The sequence below is a fragment of the Stieleria neptunia genome (assembly GCF_007754155.1).
Lineage (GTDB): Bacteria > Planctomycetota > Planctomycetia > Pirellulales > Pirellulaceae > Stieleria > Stieleria neptunia.
Map to the genome: position 1 here is coordinate 3,637,678 of NZ_CP037423.1, position 23,290 is coordinate 3,660,967.

Below are 23,290 nucleotides of genomic sequence, written 5' to 3' on the forward strand. Positions count from 1 at the left end.
AGCGTGCAAGTCTCCCCCTGCCCTATTTTCTTGTCACTCATTTTCCTGTCTCCCGTGCTCCCCTCAGTCCCCTCCTATTTTTTTGCCCCTGATTTTTCTGCCGTCTCAGGTGCCCTAAGCAGATTCGCCTTCCCATTCATCTGCTCCATACCCTGTGCCGTCGAAGCTGACATTCGGCTCCGCCCCGCGACACCTGTCCCGAAACGACAAAACCCCGAAAGCGACTCCTTCGCCGGCACAATCCGGCACGAGAGCATTGAGTTGTCAAGATGTGGATTGACCAGGAATGGTTGGGCGATGCATTTTGCGGAATTCTCGCGGGGCGCAGCCGCAGCCTGCTTTGAATGCTTCGTTGAACCTGCTTAGGCTTTGGAAACCCGAGTCCAGTGCGACGTTCACGATCGCGTCGTCGGTCGTGACCAGCAGTCGCTGCGCGTGAGAGAGACGGTGCTGGACGATAAACGCCGTCATCGTCGTGCCAAACGTCTTGCGGAACAGGTTCATCGCGTAATTGGCGTGCACGCCGTTTGCTGCAGCGATCGATTGAGAGGTCAGCGGTTGCCGGTAATTGCGCGCAATGTAACACGCCAATTGATCGGCGCGTGACAAATGGGTCATCGAGGTGGCGACAGGTGTGTCGGTAACGCTGTGGGTGAAACGCAAAAGGCGTGCTTGCACCTCCAATCGTGCAGCCCGTTCCAGTGTACGGTCGTCGCTCTTCAGATCGTGCTCCCACCGCCCGAAAGTTTTCACGTCCAACTCGCCTTGCGTGGCATCGACCAGGAGTTCCCCCTGCAAAATTCGATTCGTCAACGTCAAGTCGAGCCCCGCCCGCAACAACTCGCTCAATGGCAGTGTCACGACGTAGTAGGGCGAGTCCCCTGCGACCTCAACGATTTGATGAGGAATCGCCGCCCAGAAGATCGCCAGTCTGCCCGCCTGGATTGTCGTCCGTTGACCGCCTAGAAGGTAGGTCAACGAACCGGCCGTCAGCAGGTTCATTTCAATCTCATTGTGCCGGTCCGGACGGGACATTCGGGTCGGCGTCCACGTTTCGCATGTGAATCCGTAGGGCGAAAACTCGGGGCGTTTGGTGTCGAACTGCTTCATGGGGCTTAGCTTACCGTGATCACCTTGACGAGCACAGGGAAACCGCCACCCCGTTGAATTGACTTTCCAAAAACTGCACAAGGACTGCGTCAACTTTTAAACGGAGGGTGCCGCGGAAAAGGGGGCAGGTACCAAAAATGCGAAGCACCCTGTGGGCCATTTGGTTTTTGGTACCTGACCCCTTTTCCGCTCGCACGGCGGATGGTCTCGATGCTGGTCATCCGTTTGTGAGCCATCAGCACTCGTTACGTAGCCGGTTCGGCGTGCTAAAATCTCTAAAACCACAACAAGCGACTCGCGTTGTCGGCGAGTGGAAATCCGATTCCCATGCAACGATTTAGATTGATGAAATTGCCCCACGTTCTGCTGATCGTCGTTCTCCTCTGGACGAGTCTGCACACGGTAAATGCCGGACCGCCCAACGATGGCAAATTGCACGTGATTCTTGGTGGCGATCATGCGGACCCAACCATTGTTCGCGATGGCGGCGACTTCTACATGACTCATAGTTCCTATCGGAAAGTCCCAGGACTGAAGATCTGGCATTCAACCAACCTTGTCGATTGGCAACCGATCGCTTACGCGTTGAACAAGGACGTGGGAACCGTTTGGGCTCCCGATCTGATCAAACAGGATGGGCTGTTCTATCTGTACTTTCCGTCGAGCGGGAAGAACTATGTCGTGACGGCCAAAGATCCACGTGGGCCGTGGTCAGAACCGAGGTTGTTGGACATTCCGGGCATCGATCCGGGGCATGTGGCGACTCCAACTGGCGATCGATTTCTGTACATGCACAGCGGCCGTGTGGCACCGCTCAGCAAAGATGGCTTGACGGTCACGGGAGAGCTGCAGCAAAAACACGTTGGTTGGGAATATCCTGCAGACTGGGACGTCGAGTGTTTTTGTCTGGAATCACCCAAGTTGACGTTTCGTGATGGTTACTACTACATGACCGCTGCGCAGGGTGGCACGGCGGGTCCGGCGACAAGCCATATGGTGACCTCGGCCCGCTCCCGGTCACCTCTTGGCCCCTGGGAGAACAGCCCTCACAATCCGATCGTGCACACGTGGTCGCGAAGTGAATCCTATTGGTCGAAAGGACACGGTACGATCATCGATGACGCCGACGGCAATTGGTACGTCGTCTATCACGCTTACAAAAAAGGGGCCTTGCCGCACGGTCGTCATACGCTGGTCGAAGCGATCGAGTGGACCGACGACGGCTGGTTCAAGACGACGCGTGATCCCAAATCGGAACCGGAGGTGATCGTTCATCCGAATGAGTCGATTGTCGAGGACGACTTTGAATCACCGCAGCTGAAGATCCAATGGCAGATGACCGGAGCATCGGTACTGGAGACCCATCGCGTTGGCGGTGGGGAATTTCAGTTCAACAATCCGGATGATCGAATGCGCACGCTGCAGTGCAATCCTCCGGGAAAAGACTACACCGTCGAGATCGAGCTTGGCGACCATGATCCGGGCGTCGAGTTGGGATTGGCGATCTGGTATTCCGAGCAGAGACTCGCTTCGCTGGCCGTTCACGGCGAGCGGCTGATGATGCGGTTCAGCGACCGAACGCAAACCATCCGAGGTGTCGCTGCAAGCGATGTTCGATACCTGCGGGCTGAGCTGTCGAAGCAATCGCTCAATCTGTACTACAGCCAAGACGGGGAGACCTGGACGAAGAACGAACGCACCTACGAACTTTCCGGCTACGACCACAATGTGCTGGGGAATTTTTCTTACCTGCGTCCTGCAATCTATGCCGCCGGAACGGGCCGCGCAGCGATCAAGTCGTTCAAGTTCAAGAGGGATGGTGCCATCCACTAGATGCGCCGGTAGTCGACGCTCAATGCGACCGCAGACCGATCAGTCGGTGGATGGCGTCAAAGGAGAGAGGCTGGCTGGGATGGCAGAAAAATGGTGGGCAAAAAGATCGTTGAGCCGGGAGAGGGAACGACAAGAAAATGGGTGACAAGAAGATGAGACGCCCGAAGCAGTTCCTAACGGGGCTACTCGGTCACACGCGGGCGTGGCTTAGCTACCTTGCATCCAGATCTCTCCATGCAATATTTTCTTGTCTGACTGCTTCTCCCCACCGTCTCCTCCCATTTTTCTGCCCCTGATTTTTCTGCCATCTCAAAGAACCAATCGGTGGGTGGCACCAAATGAGTACGGCTGACCGGGATGGCAGAAAAATGGCGCGTTTCAAAATGACCTCACCGGAGAGCGTGCCGAGCCAGCGGGCTTGGTCGACCGCTACCGAACCGTTCACGACGACATCGTTGATTCCCTCAGCAAAGCGATGTGGGTGAAAAGCGTCGGAACGATCGCGGACGGTTTTCGGATCAAGGACGCACCGCAGAACGAATCATGAAGACTGCTCACCACTTGGGGGAAACGTGACGCCGCTGCCAGGCGTGTCGCAGCGATGTCGCTCGGACGATATCGCAGCAGACTATCGGATAGGGGCTGCTCGAGCGGTGTAGACGGCGGCACACTGGCAGTGTTTCGCGATCATTGTATTTGGAAAGACGACGCCACCGAATGCGCAGCCGCGCAGTTCTGTTGCTATAATGCGCAAGTCGTTGTTTTTGGTCAGAGCATCTCGGAGTTTTGCTGAATGGGGAAACCGAACCACAGAATTCGACAAGTCGGAATTCTCATCGAGACCGATGATTCGTGGGGCAGGAACGTCGTGGAAGCCATCTGTCGCGCTGCGCGACAACTTGACTGGACCGTTCTGATCGCGCCTCGAGATGCTCAGGGGCGACTTCGCTTGCCAAGGATATGGAAAGGACATGGCGTCATCGCATCGATTCGGACCCCAGCGCTACTGCGGCACCTCCAGCAATTGGAATTGCCAGTGGTGGACGTTGCGATGATGGTGCCGAAAGACGATTGGTTCGGTCGCGTCGCCACCGACGACGCAGTCCGTGCAAAGATGGCGTTCGAGCACTTGCGAAATCACGGGCTGTCTCACTTTGCCTGCTACGCTCCGCCGATCGGTCGCTATTCCGACGTCCGCGCCGACGCGTTTCTGCAAGTTGTCGGCGACAATGGATTTGAATGTTCGTTGTACGAAACGGGTAGCGACGAGGACAAAGGTTGGTTGACAAATCATGCGAATGTCCGCAGATGGCTGGCTCGTTTACCGCGTCCGCTGGGTGTCTTTGCGGCGGATCCTTATCCCGCCCGGCAAATGGTCGAGATCTGCACGCTTGAATCGATCCGCGTTCCGGATGATGTCGCCATTCTGTCCGGTGATGATGACGATCTTTTGTGCAACGTCGCATCACCGCACCTTTCTGCCGTCGAACTGGCCAGTCATCGTATCGGCGATTCCGCAGCGCAACTGTTGTCGCGGATGATGAAGGGGGCTGCTGCGCCCAAACGCACAACATTGATCCCGCCATTGCGCGTGCGGTCACGACACTCCACCGACGTGCTTGCGATCGAGGACGAAGAACTGGCTGAGATCCTTAAATGCATTCGCGATTCCGCAGCCGATGGGATCACCGTTTCCAGCCTGACGCGACGCTTTCCGATCTCGCGCCGGCGTCTTGAACAGCGGTTTCGGTCGGTCTTGAACCGTAGTCCCGCCGAAGAAATCCGCCGAGTGCGAATGGAGCACGCGTGTCGACTTTTGCTCGATTCGGATCAGTCCATCGCGTCAATCGCCTTGAAAACAGGCTTCGCAACCGGCGCGTCGTTGTCACAGGCGTTTCGCCAACAGATGGGGGCGACTCCCGGCGAGTATCGTCAGGTCAATCGCGCGGACGCTGACTGTGACTGAGAGAGCACGGATGCTGTCGGGCAAAAATCGATACATTTCTGCGCACGTGCCGATTGATGCGCTTCGGCCCACGCATCAGGCTGTTGCCAGATGATCTTCCGCGAAACCACACCGTGATCAAATGATGCAAACTCTGTTCGTCTTTCGTTCTGCTACCTCTCTAACTCTTTGCGCAACCGTGTTGTTGCTTTGCATGCGTGGTTCGGTCAACGGGGAGGAATCGCAAAGGACTTTCGAAATCGCGATTGTCAATGGACGCGTGGTCGATGGCACGGGGGCTCCGTGGTACGAGGCCGATATTGGCATTCGCGACGGACGCATCATCAAGATCGGCAAGATCAACCCAGAATCGGCGAGCAAGACGATTGATGCCGAGGGCCTGATCGTTGCCCCGGGTTTCATCGACATGATGGGGCAAACGGCCACGCCCATGCTGCGTCAGCCGGCGACTGCTATCAACCTGCTGACTCAGGGTATCACAACGATCAACGCGGGCGAAGGGTCTTCTGCGGCGCCGGTGCACGAGCTGGAAGCGGCCAGGATTGGCTGGCAAAATATGGCCGAGTACTTCCAGTTGCTCGATTCCAAAGGCATGCCGGTCAACGTGGTTCAAACGGTTGGGCACACGCAGGTGCGGCGTCTTGTGATGGGCGAAGACAATCGCCGAGCAAGCGACGAAGAGCTCGACGCGATGAAGGAGCATGTTCGCGAAGCGATGGAGGCCGGTGCGATCGGCGTGTCCACGGCGCTGATCTATCCGCCAGCCGTTTATGCGACCACGGAAGAAATCGGAGCACTGGCCGGGGTTGCGGGTGAATATGGCGGACGATATTTCACTCACATGCGCAACGAAGGCGATCAGCTTTTGGAAGCGATCGACGAGGCGCTGGAAATTGGTCGCGTCGGAAACACTCCCGTCCACATCTATCATCTCAAAGCAGCGGGCAGGCAAAACTGGGGAAAGATGCAATTGGCGATTGCCCGAATCAAGGCCGCTCGAGCGGAAGGTCGGCAGGTCACCGCCGATATTTACCCCTACGTCAACAATGGTCTGGGCATCGACGCTTTGATTCATCCGCGGCACTTTGGTGAAGGTCGCGCAAAGTTTCTCAATCGCCTGAAGAACGACGCCGACCTGCGGGCCGAAGTGCGACGGGAAATGGAAGAGACACCCGGTTGGGAAAACTGGTACCGGCACACCGGATCAGATTGGGACCGCATTGTCGTCGGTCAAACCAACGCCCCTCGCTACCGAGAATTCACAGGGCAGTCCGTTGCCGCGATGGCAAAGGCGACCGGCGACGACGTCTGGGACACGTTCTTTACACTGTGCACATCCGGGGCCTTCGCCCTGCCCGAAACCATGAGCGACGCGAACAAGATTTTCGCCATGCAGCAGCCATTCGTTTCGTTCTGCACCGACGTCGGGCCCGCTGGTGGCAGTCGCAGCGCTTCGCATCCCCGATCATTCGGCTCCTTTCCGCGAATGCTCTCTCGCTACGTTCGAGATCTTGGAGCCCTTTCGCTGGAACGCGCGGTTGCGCAGGCGAGTGCCACGGCTTGCAACAGTGTGATGGTGTACGACCGAGGACGCATCGCCGAAGGTCTAGCCGCAGATGTGATCGTGTTTGATTACGATGAATTGACGGACAAAGCGAATTTCAAGGACCCACATGCATTGTCAGTCGGCATGAAGCACGTGATCGTCAACGGCGAGACCGTTCTTGCCGACGCGAAGCTTACTCGAAACCGTCCCGGTCGTGTCCTTCGAGGTCCGGGGTTTGATGAGTCCAAAGCATCGCACCGTGTCGCGACAGGCATCGTGCAAACTCCTTTCGCCGAGGTCGACGCGGTTCTGCAGGCGTTCATCGGCGAGCACCAAATTCCCGGAGCGTCGCTGGCGATTACCGACAGCAGCCGATTGGTGTATGCACGCGGGTTTGGCTACGCGGACGTTGGTCAGCGAGAGCGCGTGACTCCCGAGAGTCTTTTTCGCATCGCCAGTATTTCCAAGCCGATCACGGCCGTCGCGATCCTGCAACTGATCGAGCAGAAGAAACTGTCGCTCGATGACAAGGTCTTTGAAGTGCTTCAGTACGAACCGTACCTTCCGGAAAATGCGGAGTATGACAAGCGTCAGGACGAAATCACGATTCGACATTTGCTGCAACATCGCGGCGGTTGGGACCGTGACCAATCGTTTGACGCGATGTTCAGGTCGACGGAGTTTTCGAAAACGCTCGGCGTCGAACCACCCGCGGCTCCGGAAACCATCATCCGCATGATGCTGGGCAAGCCGCTCGATTTTGATCCCGGCGAACGCTATGCGTACTCGAACTACGGCTACTGTTTGCTGGGGCGAGTGATCGAAAAACTGACCGGGAAATCTTACGAACAGTACGTCAAGCAGTCTGTGCTTGATCCCGTCGGCTCGACCGCGATGAGCATCGGAGCAACACGACTTGCAGGGCGCAAAGAGAACGAAGTACGCTACTACGATCCTCGCCTCGGAGATTCCGTCTTCGCGAAGGATCTGAATTCGCCGGTTCCGCAGCCGTATGGGGCATGGCATCTGGAAGCAATGGATTCGCACGGAGCGTGGATTGCATCGGCAACCGACTTGGTACGTTTTGCCAGCGCGCTTGACTCGCCGGAGGACAGCCCGATACTATCGTCCGATAGCATCGCAGAGATGGTGAAACGACCGGATGGGTTGGCCGGACACAATCAGGACGGAACGCCGAAATCGAAATTTTATGGACTCGGCTGGTCCGTGACGACAAATGAATCAGGACAGCTGACCGCATCGCATGGCGGATCGTTGCCCGGCACCAATACAATCCTGATCCGTCGCCCCGATGGCCGAAATGTGGCACTCCTGTTCAATACGCGAATCACGGCACGTCTCTCACGTGTGGTCAGCGGCGTCCTGCCCCAACTGGAAGAGGCAATCGACAACGTCAGCCAGTGGCCGGACCATGATTTGTTTGACAACTAACCGATTTCAACAAGAAGATCATCCATTGGAACCTATGACTCCAGCATCAAATCACAGACTCACACATCGTTTTACACTCGCTTTCATAGCGATCGCAGTGGGGTTTCTTGGCTGCAAAGCCGCCGTTGCTGACGACACCATTACGCTGAATCAAAAGGCGGATGGCTATCGCGGCATCTGGTACATGAATCAGCCATCGGGTGACGAGTACGTTTACAAATACAGCGGCGGATTGGGAACGTACTGTGCGAAACACAAACCGTTTGCGATTCACTGTCCCGAGGTGAACAAAACGTTTTTCTGTTATGGCGGCGCGACAAAGGACAACGACCGGAAGCTGGTTCATATGGTTTCCTATTTCGACCACGACACCAAAACGGTTCCGCGTCCAACGCTCTTGCTGGACAAGCAAACCGATGACGCGCATGACAATCCAGTCATTTCTGTGGACGGCAAAGGCCACATTTGGATCTTCTCGACCTCACATGGTCGATCTCGCCCGTCATTCATTCACCGCAGCGTGCGGCCTTACGACATCAATGAGTTCGAGATTGTCCCCGCGACGCGGCTGGAAGGCGACAAGCCAACTCCGTTGGATAATTTCTCGTACCTTCAAGCGTGGCAGTCCGCAGATCATGGTTTTCAAGTGTTCTTCACCCGCTACGGTTACCCTGCAAAGCGAACGATCTGTTTCATGAAGAGTGACGATGGCGTCGCGTGGAGCGAGTGGCAGCGCATTGCAGCAATCGAAGAAGGCCATTACCAGATCTCGGGAATTTGCGAGTCAAAGATTGGAACGTTCTTCAACTTCCATCCTGAGGGGAAAGGGCTGAACTGGCGCACCAATTTGTACTACGTCGAATCCGCTGATGGTGGCAACTCGTGGCAATCGGTCGACGGGCAACCGCTCTCGTTACCTGTGACGACCGTTCGCAACCCAGCGTTGATTCGCGATTATCAGTCCGAAGGGCTGAACGTGTACTTAAAGGATCTACGGTTCGATGAGAAGCATCGCCCCGTGTTGCTGTACATCACCAGCAAGGGCTATCAGTCCGGGCCGAAAAACGATCCTAGGACATGGACGATTGCGAAATGGACAGGTGAGAAGTGGGCCTTCAGTGAGATCACGACGTCAGACAACAACTATGATTTCGGTGAACTTTGGATATTCGCGCCAGACGACTGGCGCGTCATTGGGCCCACAGGGAAAGGCCCGCAGCCTTACAATCCTGGAGGTGAAATCGCGATGTGGGAGAGCCGCGATCAAGGCACCACATGGAAGCAATCTCGCCAGATGACTTCGGGCAGTACGAGGAATCATACCTACGTTCGCCGCGCCTTGTCTGCACATCCAGATTTCATCGCCATCTGGGCAGATGGCCACGGGCGACAACCCTCGGGCTCGCGAATCCATTTTGCGGATATCAAAGGCAACGTTTATCAACTTCCCCAGTCGATGGACGGAGAGACGGCCTCGCCAATCCTTGTCGAGTCTCCTTGAAAACAACTCCACCTGTTACGGGCGCATTCATTCGATGCGGGGGCGTTCGGGATCTCGAGCCCCTGCAAGCGACTGGCGGTGGTGAAGTAGTTTTTTTGTAACCGTTCACGGCCTCCGGCGTTAAACGGTTTCTCATCATATTGATCCTACTCGTACTCAGCCATTGGCGGTACTCGTACTCGATCAGCACGCGGGTTTCGAGTACGAGTACCATTTCATTGAGTACGAGTACGAGTACGATTCTCGGAATCCGTACTGGTGAACAGGCCTCCGTTCCCTTGAATGTCTATCGTTGGCCCCGCGTTTTTCGAAAAGATTGCTTAACCGAGTAAGCTTGGTGCAGGCTGTCCAGCGAGCCTGGCCGCAAACAAAAGGGCGAAAACAACCGCGTCATTCTTGCCAAACGACCAGTCGCCAACTGACCCGTCGGCGCATGACGCGGGGGACGGCGCGGCCTGGAGACTCACGACTGAGGTTCCGGTGCCGCTGGTGAAACGCGTGAGTCGGTGAGATGTTCGATGATTCCGGCAATCGCCCCTTCGCGTTTGCTGCCGCGGGCGCGTTCGATGCGGCATTGGCGGAATGACGGCATTAGCGCTTGGGACTCTGTTTGCCGTATCAAACGCTCCAGCAGCGAGTCGTCCAGATCGAACATGCGGCTATGGACGAACAGGGTCTGGGGATTGAACAGATTGATTGTCGTCACGAGCGCAAAAACGAATTGTTGTGCAACTTGTTCCAGCTCTTCCGTAACGTTCAAGTCGCCTGCACGAACGAGATCGACGATCTGGCTGAGTGTCAGGTTTTGCCCCTGGTTCTGCGAAACGAGACGTGCCACTGCGGTATCGCTGGCCAGGGTTTCCAGGCAACCGACCCGTCCACAGCCGCACAGAATACCGTCAGGCGCCATTGGCAGGTGACCGATCTCTCCGGCCAAGCCGCAACTCCCCTTCAGCAGGCTTCCGTCGTTAAAAATCCCCAGTCCGATTCCGGTGCTGGCATCGAGCATGGCGAAGTCGGTCAAGGTGCCTGCGAGGCCGAAGTGGCGCTCGGCAAGACAAAGAGCGTCCGACTCCTGCAGGACGGCAACTTCCACGTCCAACCGCGTGGCCAAGTCTCTGCCGAGGCAACGGCCATTCGTCTGCGGAACATTGGGCGACAAAATCGAGCAGCCTTCTCGATAGTCATACAGTCCGGGCAAACTGACGCCGACGCCCAGTGTTCGTAGACTCTCTTGCGAACGCAGCGACTCGAGCTGATCGACAACCGTGGCGAGGAGTTCGTCGTAGGTTGGTGGAGTCTCGAATTCCCGCAATGTATCCGCCCGCAGCGTACCATCTAGCCCTGCGGTGACCAGGCGACACGTCGGACGATCGACGACCAGCCCAACCACCTGCGAATTGGAGCCTCCCAGTCGCAGCTTCTTTGCCGGACGACCTCGCATGTTTTCGGGCGCATCGAATTCTTCCAGCAGCCCAGACTTCAGCAGCGATGAAACAGCTTTTGAAACCGTCGGGCGAGTGACGCCCGCCAGCCGAGTGACTTCTGCCCGAGAACTCGGTCCATTTGTCTGAAGAACACGCAGGACGGCGCGCTCATTGAGTTGGCTGAGTAATCGGGGTTCTGTTGAATGGGGTGTATTCATCTGTCTGTGCCGTCACAGGCGCCTATGCAAACAGGTCGTGGACAACTCGACCGCCGACGTCGGTGAGTGTTTCTTCTCGCCCCTGATGAAACCACGACAGCGTCTCGTGGTCCTGGCCCATGGCATGGAGAATGGTGGCGTGAAGATCGTGCAGATGGACTTTGTCTGTCACCGCTTCAAATCCGAATTCATCCGTTTCTCCATACGTTTGCCCGCCCTTGATTCCTCCACCGGCCATCCACATGCTGAATCCATACGGATTGTGGTTTCGACCCGGAGCTCCCTGGCCTTCGCTAAACGGCATGCGTCCGAATTCGCCGCCCCAGACGACCAGTGTGTCTTCTAGAAGACCGCGTTGCTCAAGGTCGGTCAGAAGTGCGGCGATCGGCTGATCAACTTCGGCGGCATGCTGGCCATGGTTCTTTTCGATGCTCTCATGGGCATCCCAGGTCTCTTCCAGGTGGCCGCCACCGGAATACAACTGAATGAACCGCACGCCGCGTTCGACCAGACGGCGAGCAATCAAACAGTTGCGACCGTATTCGTCAGTCGGTTGATTGCCAACGCCGTACGAATCCAGCGTCTGCTGACTTTCCTGCGACAGGTCGACGGCTTCGGGGGTGGCCGACTGCATGCGATAGGCGAGTTCGTAACTTCGGATGCGATCTGCCAGCTTCTGACTACCGGGACGAGTCGACAGGTGCTGTTGATTCAGCTGTGCCAGCATGTCGAGTTGCTCTCGTTGCACGGCCTGGGTCACGTGAGCCGGCCCTTTCAGATCAAGGATCGGATCGCCAGTTGGCCGAAATAACGTGCCCGCATACGTCGCGGGCATGAAACCGCTGGACCAATTGGGTTGCCCGCTGATTGGGCCACCGCGTTTGTCCAGCATGACGACATAGCCCGGCAGATTTTCGTTTTCCGACCCCATGCCGTAGACGCACCAGCTTCCAAGGGACGGTCGGCCGATTAACGTCTTGCCGGTGTTCATGGCGACGAGAGCCGAACCATGGGCATGGCTGTCGGTGTGGCATGAATTGATGACGCACAGCTTGTCGGCGTGCTCTCTGACGTTCGGAAAGTAGTCCGAAACCAGCAGCCCGGATTCTCCGCCTGGGTGGAAGGGTCGCCAGGCAGGAGTCAGGTAGCCCATTTTTCGACCACCGGAGTTGATGAACTTTTTGTCAGCCGGAAGTTGTTTGCCGCTGTACTTTTCCAGTTCCGGCTTGAAGTCGAACGTGTCAACCTGCGACGGCGCACCATTCATCATCAAAAAGATACACGCCTTTGCATGCGGCCTGGCGGATTGCGGGCTTTCTTCCGCCGTCGCCGTTCCGATGGAAACGCCGTCTCGGCCCAGCAGGCTGGCCAGTGCCACTCCAGCGAAGCCGGCCCCCATGTCCCAGACAAATTCACGTCGCGACCTGCCGCAAGGGAATAAAGATCGATTCAACATAAGAGGTCTCAATCTAAGTAAATGAACTCGTTGGAATTCAGCAGGACGTGAGCCAGCGACGCCAGCGCCAACGTTTCTGGTGACCCGGTCTGTTCTGTCTGCGCAGGCTCCGTCGCCAATGGTTCGAAACGTCGCAATTGTGTTTCAAGGTGCTTTTCCGCCAGACGAAATTCCTCGGCGAACGGTTCTCTTGCGAAGACCGCCGACCACAATTGAGACACGCGATCGCGACCCTGCGCCCCGTTTGCGATGATTGTTGAAGCCAGCCTGCGGCTTCGAGCATGCACCAGCGGGTTGTTCATCAGCACCAAAGCCTGGGTGGGAACGGTCGTCACGTCTCGCTTTCCGCATGACAGAGTCGTGTCAGAAAAGTTAAACGTTGTCATCATTGGCGGCAGCAGACCGCGTTTCGAAAACATGTACAGGCTGCGGCGAAGTTGTTCCTCCGGGGGCGACGGATTCCAAGCCGCCGACTTTTTGGAAAGTCCTTCCAGTGCCGCGGCGTCAATCGTTGGGCGGAAACCCGGCCCGCCGACTCGCAAATCCAGTTCTCCCGACACAGCCAGCATGGCATCTCGCAGAGCTTCGGCATCGAGACGACGGCGTTCACTCTTCCACCACAATCGGTTGGCCGAATCCTTCTGGTTGTAACTGGAAAACTCGGTGTGGTTTGATGATTGCTGCCACGTTTTCGAGGTCAAAATCAACTTGTGCATCCGCTTGATCTTCCAGCCGCGTTTGACGAACTCGTCCGCCAGCCAGTCCAGCAATTTCGGATGCGTCGGTGGATCGGCCAAAAAGCCAAAGTTGTTGGGGGACCGCACGATGGCTTTCCCGAAATGGTGCTGCCACAGGCGATTCACGAAAACGCGAGCCGTCAGTGGATTGTCCGGATTGGCAATCCACTGGGCCAGTTGAAGTCGTCGGTGAGATGACTTCGAGCCATCTGGCGGCGCATCGAACGTCCGCTCCAGGTCCGGGATCATCGAAAGCGACGCCGGGACGACTTCATCCAGCGGAGCCTCACGTTCGCCATTGTGGAGCACATGCAGGGGTGGCGGAGTCGGGCCGAGATCGGTCCAGCCAAGCACTTCGGTGACTCCAAGCTCCTCCGGAGTTGGACCGCCCAGCAGTTTTCGTTGGCGAGCTGCAATGGGCCCCGCCCAAAATGCCGACGCCATCCGGTAGTAGTCTTCTTGCTTGATTGCATCGAACTTGTGGTCGTGGCACCGAGCACACTTGACGGTCATCGCAAGGAACGAAGACGACGTGGTGTGAACCAGATCTTCCAGGCGATCGTATTGGTAGTCCAGCGGATCGTTGGGTTCATCGTTCCATGCTCCCAATCGCAGAAAGCCCGTGGCGACGACAGACGCCTCGGTGCGTTCCGGTATCTCGTCGCCCGCCAGTTGTGCGATCACAAAGCGATCGTAAGGCATGTCTGAGTTGAGCGCGTTGACCACCCAGTCACGGTATTTCCACGCAAATGGTTTCTCCTGGTCGCGTTCGTATCCGCTGGTGTCAGCGTATCGAACAAGATCCAGCCAGTAGCGTCCCCAGCGCTCTCCATATTGTGGAGAATCCAGCAGGCGATCAATGACGTGCTCCAGTGCCTGCGGTGAGTCGTCGCGCTCAAACGCTTCGACTTGCTCCAGGCTTGGCGGTAGTCCGATCAGGTCGAAGTACAGGCGACGTAGTAAGACGCGTTTGCCGGCTGCGGCAGCAGGAGACATCTGTTGCTCCTCCAGCCGTGCTCCCACAAACGCATCGATGGGATTGGCCGGCTGCGGCAACGTTTGCAGCCGCGGAACGTCAGGACGTCGGACCGGTTGCAATGACCACAAATCACGGCCGCCACGAACATCGCTGCTGCGCTCAAACCAATCGAGATGTCGCCCCTTGGGCCATTCGGCACCGGCGGCAATCCAGCGTTGAAGCACGGCGACTTCCTGTTCAGGCAACTGCTGCGACCGGCCCTTTTTCTCCGGCGGCATTTCACCGTCGTGGATGCGCTGCAACAGGTAACTGTCCTGTGGGTTGTCAAGGTCCACTGCCGGACCAGAATCGCCGCCCCTGCGAAATCCTTCGGCGGTTGTCAGCAAAAGATTTCCCGACGGATGTCGCCCCTGGTGGCATTCGACACATCGTCTGATCAGTAATGGAGCAACATCCGATTCGAAAGACGCCTCGTCCGCATCAGCCGATCCGGCAGCGAGAGAATGAATCACGATCGCAAAGAGCAACAGCGCTCGACAGTTCAATGGAATCGCCCTCGCAAAATCGGGGAATCTACGCTCGAGAAACACCTGGATCCGAGAGGCTACTTCCCGAAAACGATTAAGTCAACGGTGTTTACGAAATGGCGCGCCGTAAATCGTCGGAGTGCAGGCCGATTCATCTCCCCGGAATCATGTCACGACGAGTGCGTCGTCAACTTTTATTCTTAGGGTACCGCGGAACAGGGGTCAGGTACCAAAAATGCGAAGCACCCTGCGGACCATTTGGTTTTTGGTACCTGACCCCTTTTCCGCTCGACAAACGCAGGCTCGAAAATTGAAAGCTGACAAAGCACTAGTGCCTTGCCGCTCACAAATTCAAAACCCACACATTTGCGGTCATTGTATCCGGAAAGAGGGACCGATCGAATGCGCAGCCGCGCAGTTCTGTTACTGTAATGCGCAGGCGGTCCTAAGCCGCCTCCCGGATCAGGCAGCACCACGAAAGCCGGCATGTTCTGGTTTTCGGAACCAGGTCCGTAGGCCACCCAGCTTCCGACGCTGGGATTTCCCATCAAGATGCTTTCGCTGTTCATCTGATACACAGACTGCGGATGATTGACACTGTCACTGGGCCTGACATCCATGTTGCTCGACGACGCGCGTGCGAACGAATCAGTTTTGGTGTCGGAACCGAAAGCTCACCATGCGGCATCGGCAAAGAGCGTCATCTTTTTGTTCAATTCACGACTGTTCGGTTCACCGGCCGGCTACACTATGTGGATCGCTGGAGGCGGAGTCAAAGGCGGACAAATCATCGGAGCCACCGACGAACTTGGCTACGTCCCCGTCGAACGACCTGTCTCACCTGCCGACATGCACGCCACCCTCCTGCACGCGATGGGGTTCGATCAACATCGCCTCTCATGGAACCACAACAACCGCGATGGAATCCCAACCGTCTTCGGCGGCGAAGTCATCAAGGAAGTTTTCGCGTAGCCGGATGACATTCGAGTTCGATTCGCATCGGCAGTTTGAAGACCAAAATCGATCGCAAAGGAGATTCGTCGATGGTGCAAAGAAGAATGACGCGAGTCATTGTGTGCTTGTTGATTCTCGTGGGCTCCGTTGGAGCGACTCTTGCCGCTGAACTAGAGATCGAACGGTCCGTCATTGTCGAAGGCGATTCCGATTGGGATTGGACTCAGGCTCGCACAGCCATCGCGCGGCGGAGAGAAAATCCTTTTGTGTTGACCACCATGTCACGCACGAAGAAAGTCGGCGCTCACGGGTACCATGACGTTTTTGCCATCTTCAGCGAACTCTCTGCAAAGAATTGGAGCAAACCAGCAGCGATTCCGTCGCTGCGAAGAATGCGTCAGGACGATGGGTACGAGGTCGTCGCGGGCGACTTGTGTCCGATCTGGCATCCAAAAACCAAGAAGGTCTTGATCACCGGAAAGACATTCAACTTTGCCGACGGTAAGAAGGAAAACTTCCTGCGAGAACAAGTTTCTTTCTGTGTCTTTGATCCAGCCTCACGAGAATTTGGTCCTCTTCGCATGCTGAAGATGCCGCAGCAGGATCACACCGGACATCCGATCATCGCGCCGAACGCTGGTTGCCACCAACAGGTTGTCCTTGACGATGGAACTGTCCTGCTGCCCGTTCGATACCAACGAAGCGAATCGAAACGCAACTATGTTTCAATCGTGGCGAGATGTCGATTCGACGGAAAAACGTTAGAGTACATCGACCACGGCACGGAGCACTCGATTCCGACCAAGCGAGGTCTTTATGAACCGTCCGTTGCCGCCCACAACGGAGCGTACTTCTTCGCAATGCGTGCCGACGACGGCGCCTGGGTTGCCCGCAGCTCGGACGGTACAACGTACTCCGATCACATTCCGTGGAAATTCGACAACGGTCAAGATCTTGGTAGCTATAACACCCAGCAGCACTGGGTCACTCTGGGAAAACGCCTTTACCTTGTCTACACCCGACGCGGCGCCAACAACGATCACATCATGCGTCATCGAGCTCCATTGTTTATCGCCGAAGTTGACCCACAGCGACTGGGCGTCCTGAAAGACACCGAACAAATTGTCGTACCAGAAAACCACGCGACGCTCGGCAACTCAGGCATTTGCCGCATCAGCGACAGCGAATCCTGGATCACCGTCGCGGAAGGCCGAGTGACCCAAAGTAAACGCAAAGGCGAAAACAACCGCGTCATCCTGGCGAAACTACGATTGGCCGACGAATCGCGCTGACGATGTGCGAGGATCCTCACGACTTTTCGCGTTGCCCTGTCCTACGGAAACTTCAACGTCGAAGCACCGCTGGGACGGATAGCAATTTTTGGCAGCGAACCGTCTGCTTGGCGTGGACCGGTCAATTGCGATCGGTCGAGACTTTGGATATCGAAATCGGGGAACGGTTCGTCGGGGTCAAACCGATTGTCAGCGAGTTCACACTTTGCCAGATTCACGTTGATGATCAAGCGTCTGCTTGCGAGGCTGACATTTCCTTTTAAGACATGCCCGTAGCCCGGCACATCGGTTGAATTGTCATTTGTCCGACACAGCATGTTGAAATTCGTGCCGTTGCGATACGCCAAGTTGTTCAGCCAATCGCATCCGCCCACATGATGATTTGCGTAGAACCCGCTGCTTTTGTTGTACGCCGCAATGCAGTCTTTGACGACATGACGTGGAATCGTTCGTGGCAGTTGGCGTTTCGTTTTCGATCCATAACCGCCGGCTTTGAATCCGTTTCCGTCAGCAAGGCTTTTTCGATCGGCGGAATATCCGTTGTCCATCGCCCAACAATTCTCGAAAGTGATCGATTCTGACGCATTGATGCAATCGAATCCGTCATCACTGTTCAGCCAAGCACGACAGCCGCGGAAGACATTGTTCTTGCCGCCGCGTGTTGGATGGTAACCAAATCCATCGGTGTTACCGCCGCGCCCGTTTTCTGAAAAAGAATCATGGTTGCGAAATGCGTCACAATTCAAAATCAAATTGTCGCTTCCTCCAACGCCGTAGAAACCGATCGCCATGCCGTCATGCATGCTTAGATGTTCGAACACGTTGTGGCTGCCGTCGTTGGCAATGCAAATCGATTGCGTATGCCCCGAGACGGTGACCTGGACTCCGACGACTTCGATCCCCTTTATGTGAATCCACGATCCACCGATCGCGAACGCGTGCACTCGTTTGCCCGACGGTTTGACATCCGAAAAATCAAACTTTGGCTTTTCGTATTTGTAGGCCCAGTATTTGATCCGGCTCCCCTTGCTGCCGCTTTTATGCAGATCGATCACGTGCGCGAAGATCCGCCGAGTGCGAGCGATCTGTGACTCTCGCATGCGGTATGTTCCGCCGCGAATGAACACGGTGTCGCCAGGCGAAACAAACTCTTGTGCTCTTTGGATGGTACCAAAGGGCTCTTCAAGCGTACCGCGATTTGAATCGTCACCATCGGTCGCAACATAAAACGTCGACGCTGATGCAGGCACCGCTAGGGCGACAAGCAGTAGAAGGGAGCGTGCAATCATGCGGAGCAGACTTTCAACCCGGGCTGATGAAACGTTTTTTGTATTGGCAAGCTTGTTACATAAAAGTAGCGCGGCGGCCAGCATTGTCGCGCACGGAGCGAGTTCTTCTGTCGCCATCGTAAACACGACACGACCTTAGGATTCCGTGACTTTGGCTCGCATTGCAGGGAGAGCTTCGGTTGACTAAGTGCTAGTTTGGACATTCGGTTCAGGCTCCTTCGTTTCTTTGTCTCGGTTGAGCGAACTTTTGCTGAATGTCCGTCACTTCGCTGGCGGTCCATTCCTACCCGTTCGCACCGTTAACGCAATGCAACAAATAGCCGAAGGCGTCCATGAATTTTTGTGACGTCAACACGCTGTTGGTCGTTCTTTGTGACGACTTGCACGATAGTTTGAATCTGAAGGAGCCCACACCATGAGTCGATTTCTGTTTTCCATTCTCTTCGTTTGGATATGCACGGTAGCCTACGTCGATGTGGCGGTCCACGCAAACGGCAAGGCTTCGTCGAGTGATCGCCCGCGCATCATCGTCACGACAGACTTCGAGATCGATGATGAGTGCGCGATGGTTCGCTTTCTGTTGTACGCCAACGAGTGGGACATCGAAGCGATTGTGACATCGAGTTCGCAATACCATTGGCAAGGCCACAGTTGGGCGGGTGACGACTGGATCGATCCCTACTTGAAGGCTTACACGGAAATCTATCCGAATCTCGCCAAGCATGACCCAACATTTCCCACGCCGGCATTTTTGCTCGAACGGACCAAGATGGGGAACGTCAAGGCCGAAGGCGAGATGGAGGAAGTCACCGAGGGATCGAAGCTGATCGTGCAAATCTTGCTGGATGATTCTGATAATCGGCCAATCTGGTTGCAGGCGTGGGGCGGCATCAACACGATTTCGCGGGCGCTCAAAACCATCGAAGCGGAACACCCGGAACGAATGGCCGAAGTCGCAAAGAAGATCAGGCTGTATTGCATCTTTGAGCAGGACTCGACGTTTCAGGATTACATTTTGCCTCACTGGGGCAAGTACCAAATCACAACCATCATCTCCGATCAGTTCGAGGCGTTTGCGTATCGATGGAAGAAGATTCAACCCAAGGAAAATCACAAGTACTTCGCCGCGCCTTGGATGAAGGAAAACATCCTGCAAAACCACGGGCCTCTCTGTTCGCTCTACGAGTCGCATAAGGCGGACGAAGACGGATTTAAAAAGGGCGACTTTCGCTCCGAAGGTGACTCGCCCGCATTTCTGCATAACATCGTGACGGGACTACGCAGCATGGAGTCGCCGGAATGGGGCGGTCGGAGAATTTTTTTGGGATGGAGCCGCAAGCACGATGTTTTGGGTTGATCCCCAAAACGATTTGACGGCGGTTCTGTTCGTGCAGTTAAGTCCGTTCGACAAGATTGGCTTTCACAAGAGTTTCCGCGATGCGGTTTACGGACCGATTCAGTAGAGAGCAAAAACAAATGAATCAACTCAAACAAACCATTTTTCTGTTGCTGATCGGGATCTGCTATTTTGCTTTGGCAATGCCAGCGGTGGCTCAGATCAAAGCACCACCGACCTCCGGAAAGCATCGCATTGTCTTATTGACCGACATCGGGGGCGACCGCGACGACGAACAATCCTTCACACGTTTCATGATGTACGCGGACCAGTACGACATCGAAGGCTTGATCGCCACGTCCATTCGCATCTTCCCCAAGGAAAAGCACCGCCCGACCGACGGCGAGCCACAGCCACAACATCTTGTCAAATGGATCAAGGCCTACAGCGAAGTACGCGGCAATCTGTTGAAGCACAGCGAGGGCTGGCCGGAACCGGAACATCTGCTCACACTGATTCGCAAAGGCGTGAAGACCGGGCGCGATGCTCCGTTCAACATTCGCACCGGCAAAGCCGGTAAAGGCAGCGGGCACTACCCACTCGATCAGCTGATCGGGGCGGACAAAGACAACGGCGCCACGCGGCTCATCATTGACGCCGTCGATCACGATGACCCTCGACCCGTTTGGGTTCCGATCTGGGGCGGTTCGGTCGAGTTGGCGCAGGCTCTGTGGCGCGTTCGCAACGATCGCAGCGACGAGGAGGTGAAGGAGTTTGTCTCCAAGTTGCGTGTGTATGCGTGGGGACATCAAGATGCGACCGGCCTTTGGATTCAGGAGAATTTTCCCGATCTGGTCTATCTCGTTTCGACGGGCGGAGTGATCTATTCTGCTCCGCCGGAACTGCATAGCGCCCAGTGGCTCAACGAACACGTTCGCTTCAACCACGGAGCACTCGGCACCATTTGCCCGCTGCGTCACGGCAAGTTGGGCGGTGCCGACACAGAAACGTATCTCGGACTGATCCCGAACGGCTTGAGCAACATGGAGCATCCCGACTGGGGTGGTTGGGGCGGACGGCTTCGCAAAGCAAAGGGTTCGGAGAAACAATGGATCGACGTTCCATCGAACATTCTCCCGAATCGGCTGGGGCACACGATCAGCCGCTGGGCACCGCACTTTCAAAACGATTACCAAGCTCGCATGGATTGGTGCGTGAAAGAGTTCGCCGAAGCCAATCATCCGCCAAGCCCCGTACTCAATGGCGACAAGTCACTTTGTGCCATCGAAGTCACCGCTAAGCCGGGCGAACACGTCATGCTCGACGCCACCGGCACCACGGACATCGACGGAGATTCGCTCTCGTATCGCTGGCAGACTTATCCCGAAGCCGGAAGCTACCAAGGGCAGGTGGAAATCGAAAACATGGATCAGGCGACGACCAAATGCGTGGTGCCCAAGGACGCGGCGGGAAAGACAGTGCACGTGTTGCTCGTGGTTTCCGACGATGGAACTCCGACGCTGACTCGCTACCGTCGTCTTGTCGTCACCTGCCAATAGTTTGTTTTAGTATTGGAAATACTCAATGCGTGTTTTGTTCACTGGCGGTTCTGGAAAAGCTGGGCGTCACGTCGTCACTCACCTCGTCGCGCAAGGTCACCGAGTCCTCAACCTGGATCTTGTTCCGTCGGGGATCGAAGGCTCGTTTGACATGACGGCGGACTTGACCGACGCCGGATCGATCTTCTCGGCACTCACGGGAATCACCGGCTTCGACGATCTCGATCGTGGAGAAGGGGTGCCCAAGTTCGACGCCGTCGTTCACTTTGCTGCGATCCCTCGAATCCAGCTTCGCCCCGATCCGGAGTGTTACCGCATCAACACCGCGTCTACGTACAACGTGTTGGAAGCGGCCGTGAAGCTGGGCGTGCCCAAGATTCTGTTCGCGTCTTCGGAAACCACCTACGCCGTTTGCTTTGCCGACGGCGTCGTGAAGCCGGAGTACATCCCGGTGGATGAGGAGCATCCGACGATTCCTCATGATGCCTATGCGATGTCGAAAGTTTGCAATGAAATTTGCGGTCGGTCGTTTCACGCGCGGTCAGGCAGCGACATTTACGCGCTGCGGATCAACAACGTCATCGAACCGCATGAATACGCGGAACTCGCGCCGCAGTGGAAAAGCGATGCGAGCTGTCGACGCCGCAACATCTTTGCCTACATCGACACGCGTGACCTCAGCCACTTTGTCGACCGAGCGTTGGCAACCGACGGACTCGGCTATCAGGTTTTCAACGTCGCCAACGCAGATTCATCCGTAGGCTTACCCAGCGCGGAAGTGATCGCCGAGTTTTATCCGGACGTTCGCAAGACCCGCGAGTTGGGCGAGTTTGAAACGTTTTACTCTATCGACAAAGCCCGCGACATGCTCGGCTTTCATCCAAAATCGCGTTGGCGGGAAATCGTGAGATAGGCTTCCAGCCTGTCGTCAACCAAATGTTGAAACAAATGGCTCTCGCACCAACGAAAGCTCCAGCACATCAACCAAAGTCAAACAATTAGGCGAAACATGATCCCCCCACTTCCAGCGACCTTCCGCTCAGCGACCTTCCGCGCACTCGTGCTGCTCGCGGTTTTCAACCTGCCAAGCTTCACCTCTCACAGCATGGCTCAGGAAACAAACTCTATTGAGCAATGGGACGTTTACGAGATCACACTCAAGGGGTCGTCGGCAGGAAACCCCTATCTGGAAACATCGCTTTCGGTCGAGTTCTCCAACGACTCGAAAACTGTCACGGTTCCCGGGTTCTACGACGGCGATGGCGTTTACAAGGTCCGTTTTTCTCCTGATCAAAAGGGGACTTGGAAGTACGTAACCAAGAGTGATCAAGACGGGCTGAGTGGAAAGAGCGGCTCGGTGCTCTGTGTTGCACCAACGGGGAATAACCACGGACCCGTCCGAGTCGTCAACACGCACTACCTCGAGTATGCCACTCCTGTTCGACGAAATGCGTTACGAGGGTGACGTTTCCTCCAGTTGGGGAAACATGAATGCCAAAGAAATGACCAGCTATTTTTGGAAGGCGGCTTAAGTGGCGGCTACGGAACGCACGGCGATACATTCAAGAATGATTCGGACGACGAAACCGAAGTTCGCTGGTGGGCAAAAGGCGGAACGTTACCGGGAAAGAGTCCTGATAGGATTGCTTTCTTCAAGAAGATCATGGAAGAGGCGCCGGTGTTTGAAATGACGCCCCGTTTGGTGAAACTCAGTTCGCGTCCGGTGCCAGCAGACATTCCGGATCGCATCGACCGCAAGATCATCGATGATCTCAACAACAACATTTACGTGTTCAGCAAAGACGGCGAGCACTACCTCGCCTACACTCAGGACGCGGGTCGAACGATCGAATTGGAACTCACGGGCGACAAAGAATACGCGTTGCAAGTCATCGACACTTGGAACATGAAAGTCGTCGCCGAGAAGACCGTTCCGGCTGGAAACTTTCAGCACAAGACAGAAATGCCGTTCACTGCCATTCGTGCGATTGCGAAATGAAGCATCGCCCCGTGGTCCAGCCAACCAGTATTCACCCCCTTTCGACGATCAGCAGCCTCGGCCAAAAGGCAGCCCATCGTCAAATCTTCAAGAACCTTAGAATACCGTG

At 55.9% G+C, this 23,290-nt stretch carries 17 protein-coding genes; 11 read left to right on the forward strand and 6 right to left on the reverse strand.

Going from position 1 to position 23,290, the window contains the following annotated elements; genetic code table 11:
- Positions 1–264: 264 nt before the first annotated feature.
- Positions 265–1,110 carry a helix-turn-helix domain-containing protein gene (locus Enr13x_RS12650; protein ID WP_145386510.1) on the reverse strand — a complete coding sequence of 282 codons (846 nt, stop codon included), beginning with the start codon at positions 1,108–1,110 and terminating at the stop codon, positions 265–267.
- A gap of 345 nt (positions 1,111–1,455) precedes the next feature.
- Here Enr13x_RS12650 and Enr13x_RS12655 point away from each other — a divergent pair, with 345 nt between their 5' ends.
- From Enr13x_RS12655 to Enr13x_RS12670, 4 genes are all read left to right on the forward strand, one after another.
- Positions 1,456–2,943 (forward strand): family 43 glycosylhydrolase, encoded by a 1,488-nt coding sequence (locus tag Enr13x_RS12655; protein WP_145386512.1) that lies wholly within the window; start codon positions 1,456–1,458, stop codon positions 2,941–2,943.
- 1,051 nt (positions 2,944–3,994) lie between these two features.
- Complete coding sequence (locus tag Enr13x_RS12660) at positions 3,995–4,909, forward strand: AraC family transcriptional regulator (RefSeq protein ID WP_231744246.1); 915 nt, start codon at positions 3,995–3,997, stop codon at positions 4,907–4,909.
- A 178-nt stretch (positions 4,910–5,087) separates the two neighbouring features.
- Positions 5,088–7,907, forward strand: a complete 2,820-nt coding sequence (locus Enr13x_RS12665; RefSeq protein WP_231744247.1) for a serine hydrolase — start codon at positions 5,088–5,090, stop codon at positions 7,905–7,907.
- Positions 7,908–7,941: 34 nt separating this feature from the next.
- Positions 7,942–9,408, forward strand: a complete 1,467-nt coding sequence (locus tag Enr13x_RS12670) for a BNR-4 repeat-containing protein (protein ID WP_145386516.1) — start codon at positions 7,942–7,944, stop codon at positions 9,406–9,408.
- 463 nt (positions 9,409–9,871) lie between these two features.
- On the opposite strand, the gene Enr13x_RS12675 is transcribed toward Enr13x_RS12670, so the two are convergent.
- The 4 genes from Enr13x_RS12675 to Enr13x_RS39765 form a co-directional block, all read right to left on the reverse strand.
- Positions 9,872–11,053, reverse strand: coding sequence for an ROK family transcriptional regulator (locus Enr13x_RS12675; protein ID WP_145386518.1), 1,182 nt, complete (start codon positions 11,051–11,053; stop codon positions 9,872–9,874).
- Between the two features lie 22 nt (positions 11,054–11,075).
- Positions 11,076–12,509: a DUF1501 domain-containing protein gene (locus Enr13x_RS12680; RefSeq protein ID WP_145386520.1), complete on the reverse strand. Its 1,434-nt coding sequence runs from the start codon at positions 12,507–12,509 to the stop codon at positions 11,076–11,078.
- A gap of 8 nt (positions 12,510–12,517) precedes the next feature.
- The gene (locus tag Enr13x_RS12685; RefSeq protein WP_197455993.1) at positions 12,518–14,770 is read right to left on the reverse strand and encodes a PSD1 and planctomycete cytochrome C domain-containing protein; all 2,253 of its coding nucleotides are present in this window, start codon (positions 14,768–14,770) and stop codon (positions 12,518–12,520) included.
- A 182-nt stretch (positions 14,771–14,952) separates the two neighbouring features.
- Positions 14,953–15,372 carry a DUF1501 domain-containing protein gene (locus Enr13x_RS39765; RefSeq protein WP_390621081.1) on the reverse strand — a complete coding sequence of 140 codons (420 nt, stop codon included), beginning with the start codon at positions 15,370–15,372 and terminating at the stop codon, positions 14,953–14,955.
- Between the two features lie 37 nt (positions 15,373–15,409).
- Here Enr13x_RS39765 and Enr13x_RS12695 point away from each other — a divergent pair, with 37 nt between their 5' ends.
- Complete coding sequence (locus tag Enr13x_RS12695) at positions 15,410–15,724, forward strand: DUF1501 domain-containing protein (RefSeq protein WP_231744248.1); 315 nt, start codon at positions 15,410–15,412, stop codon at positions 15,722–15,724.
- Between the two features lie 260 nt (positions 15,725–15,984).
- The gene (locus Enr13x_RS12700) at positions 15,985–16,998 is read left to right on the forward strand and encodes an exo-alpha-sialidase (protein ID WP_231744249.1); all 1,014 of its coding nucleotides are present in this window, start codon (positions 15,985–15,987) and stop codon (positions 16,996–16,998) included.
- A 41-nt stretch (positions 16,999–17,039) separates the two neighbouring features.
- On the opposite strand, the gene Enr13x_RS12705 is transcribed toward Enr13x_RS12700, so the two are convergent.
- Positions 17,040–18,404, reverse strand: coding sequence for a right-handed parallel beta-helix repeat-containing protein (locus Enr13x_RS12705; RefSeq protein WP_390621082.1), 1,365 nt, complete (start codon positions 18,402–18,404; stop codon positions 17,040–17,042).
- A 298-nt stretch (positions 18,405–18,702) separates the two neighbouring features.
- Between Enr13x_RS12705 and Enr13x_RS12710 the strand changes: the two genes are divergently transcribed.
- The 5 genes from Enr13x_RS12710 (at position 18,703) to Enr13x_RS12735 (ending at position 23,181) form a co-directional block, all read left to right on the forward strand.
- Positions 18,703–19,644, forward strand: a complete 942-nt coding sequence (locus tag Enr13x_RS12710; RefSeq protein ID WP_145386528.1) for a DUF1593 domain-containing protein — start codon at positions 18,703–18,705, stop codon at positions 19,642–19,644.
- Between the two features lie 119 nt (positions 19,645–19,763).
- Entirely contained in the window at positions 19,764–21,182 is a 1,419-nt protein-coding gene (locus Enr13x_RS12720; RefSeq protein WP_145386530.1) for a nucleoside hydrolase-like domain-containing protein, read from the forward strand.
- Positions 21,183–21,207: 25 nt separating this feature from the next.
- Positions 21,208–22,095 (forward strand): NAD-dependent epimerase/dehydratase family protein, encoded by an 888-nt coding sequence (locus Enr13x_RS12725; RefSeq protein ID WP_145386532.1) that lies wholly within the window; start codon positions 21,208–21,210, stop codon positions 22,093–22,095.
- Between the two features lie 96 nt (positions 22,096–22,191).
- Positions 22,192–22,647 carry a DUF5060 domain-containing protein gene (locus Enr13x_RS12730; protein WP_145386534.1) on the forward strand — a complete coding sequence of 152 codons (456 nt, stop codon included), beginning with the start codon at positions 22,192–22,194 and terminating at the stop codon, positions 22,645–22,647.
- Positions 22,648–22,845: 198 nt separating this feature from the next.
- Complete coding sequence (locus Enr13x_RS12735; RefSeq protein ID WP_197455994.1) at positions 22,846–23,181, forward strand: DUF5605 domain-containing protein; 336 nt, start codon at positions 22,846–22,848, stop codon at positions 23,179–23,181.
- The last annotated feature ends 109 nt before the right edge of the window (positions 23,182–23,290 follow it).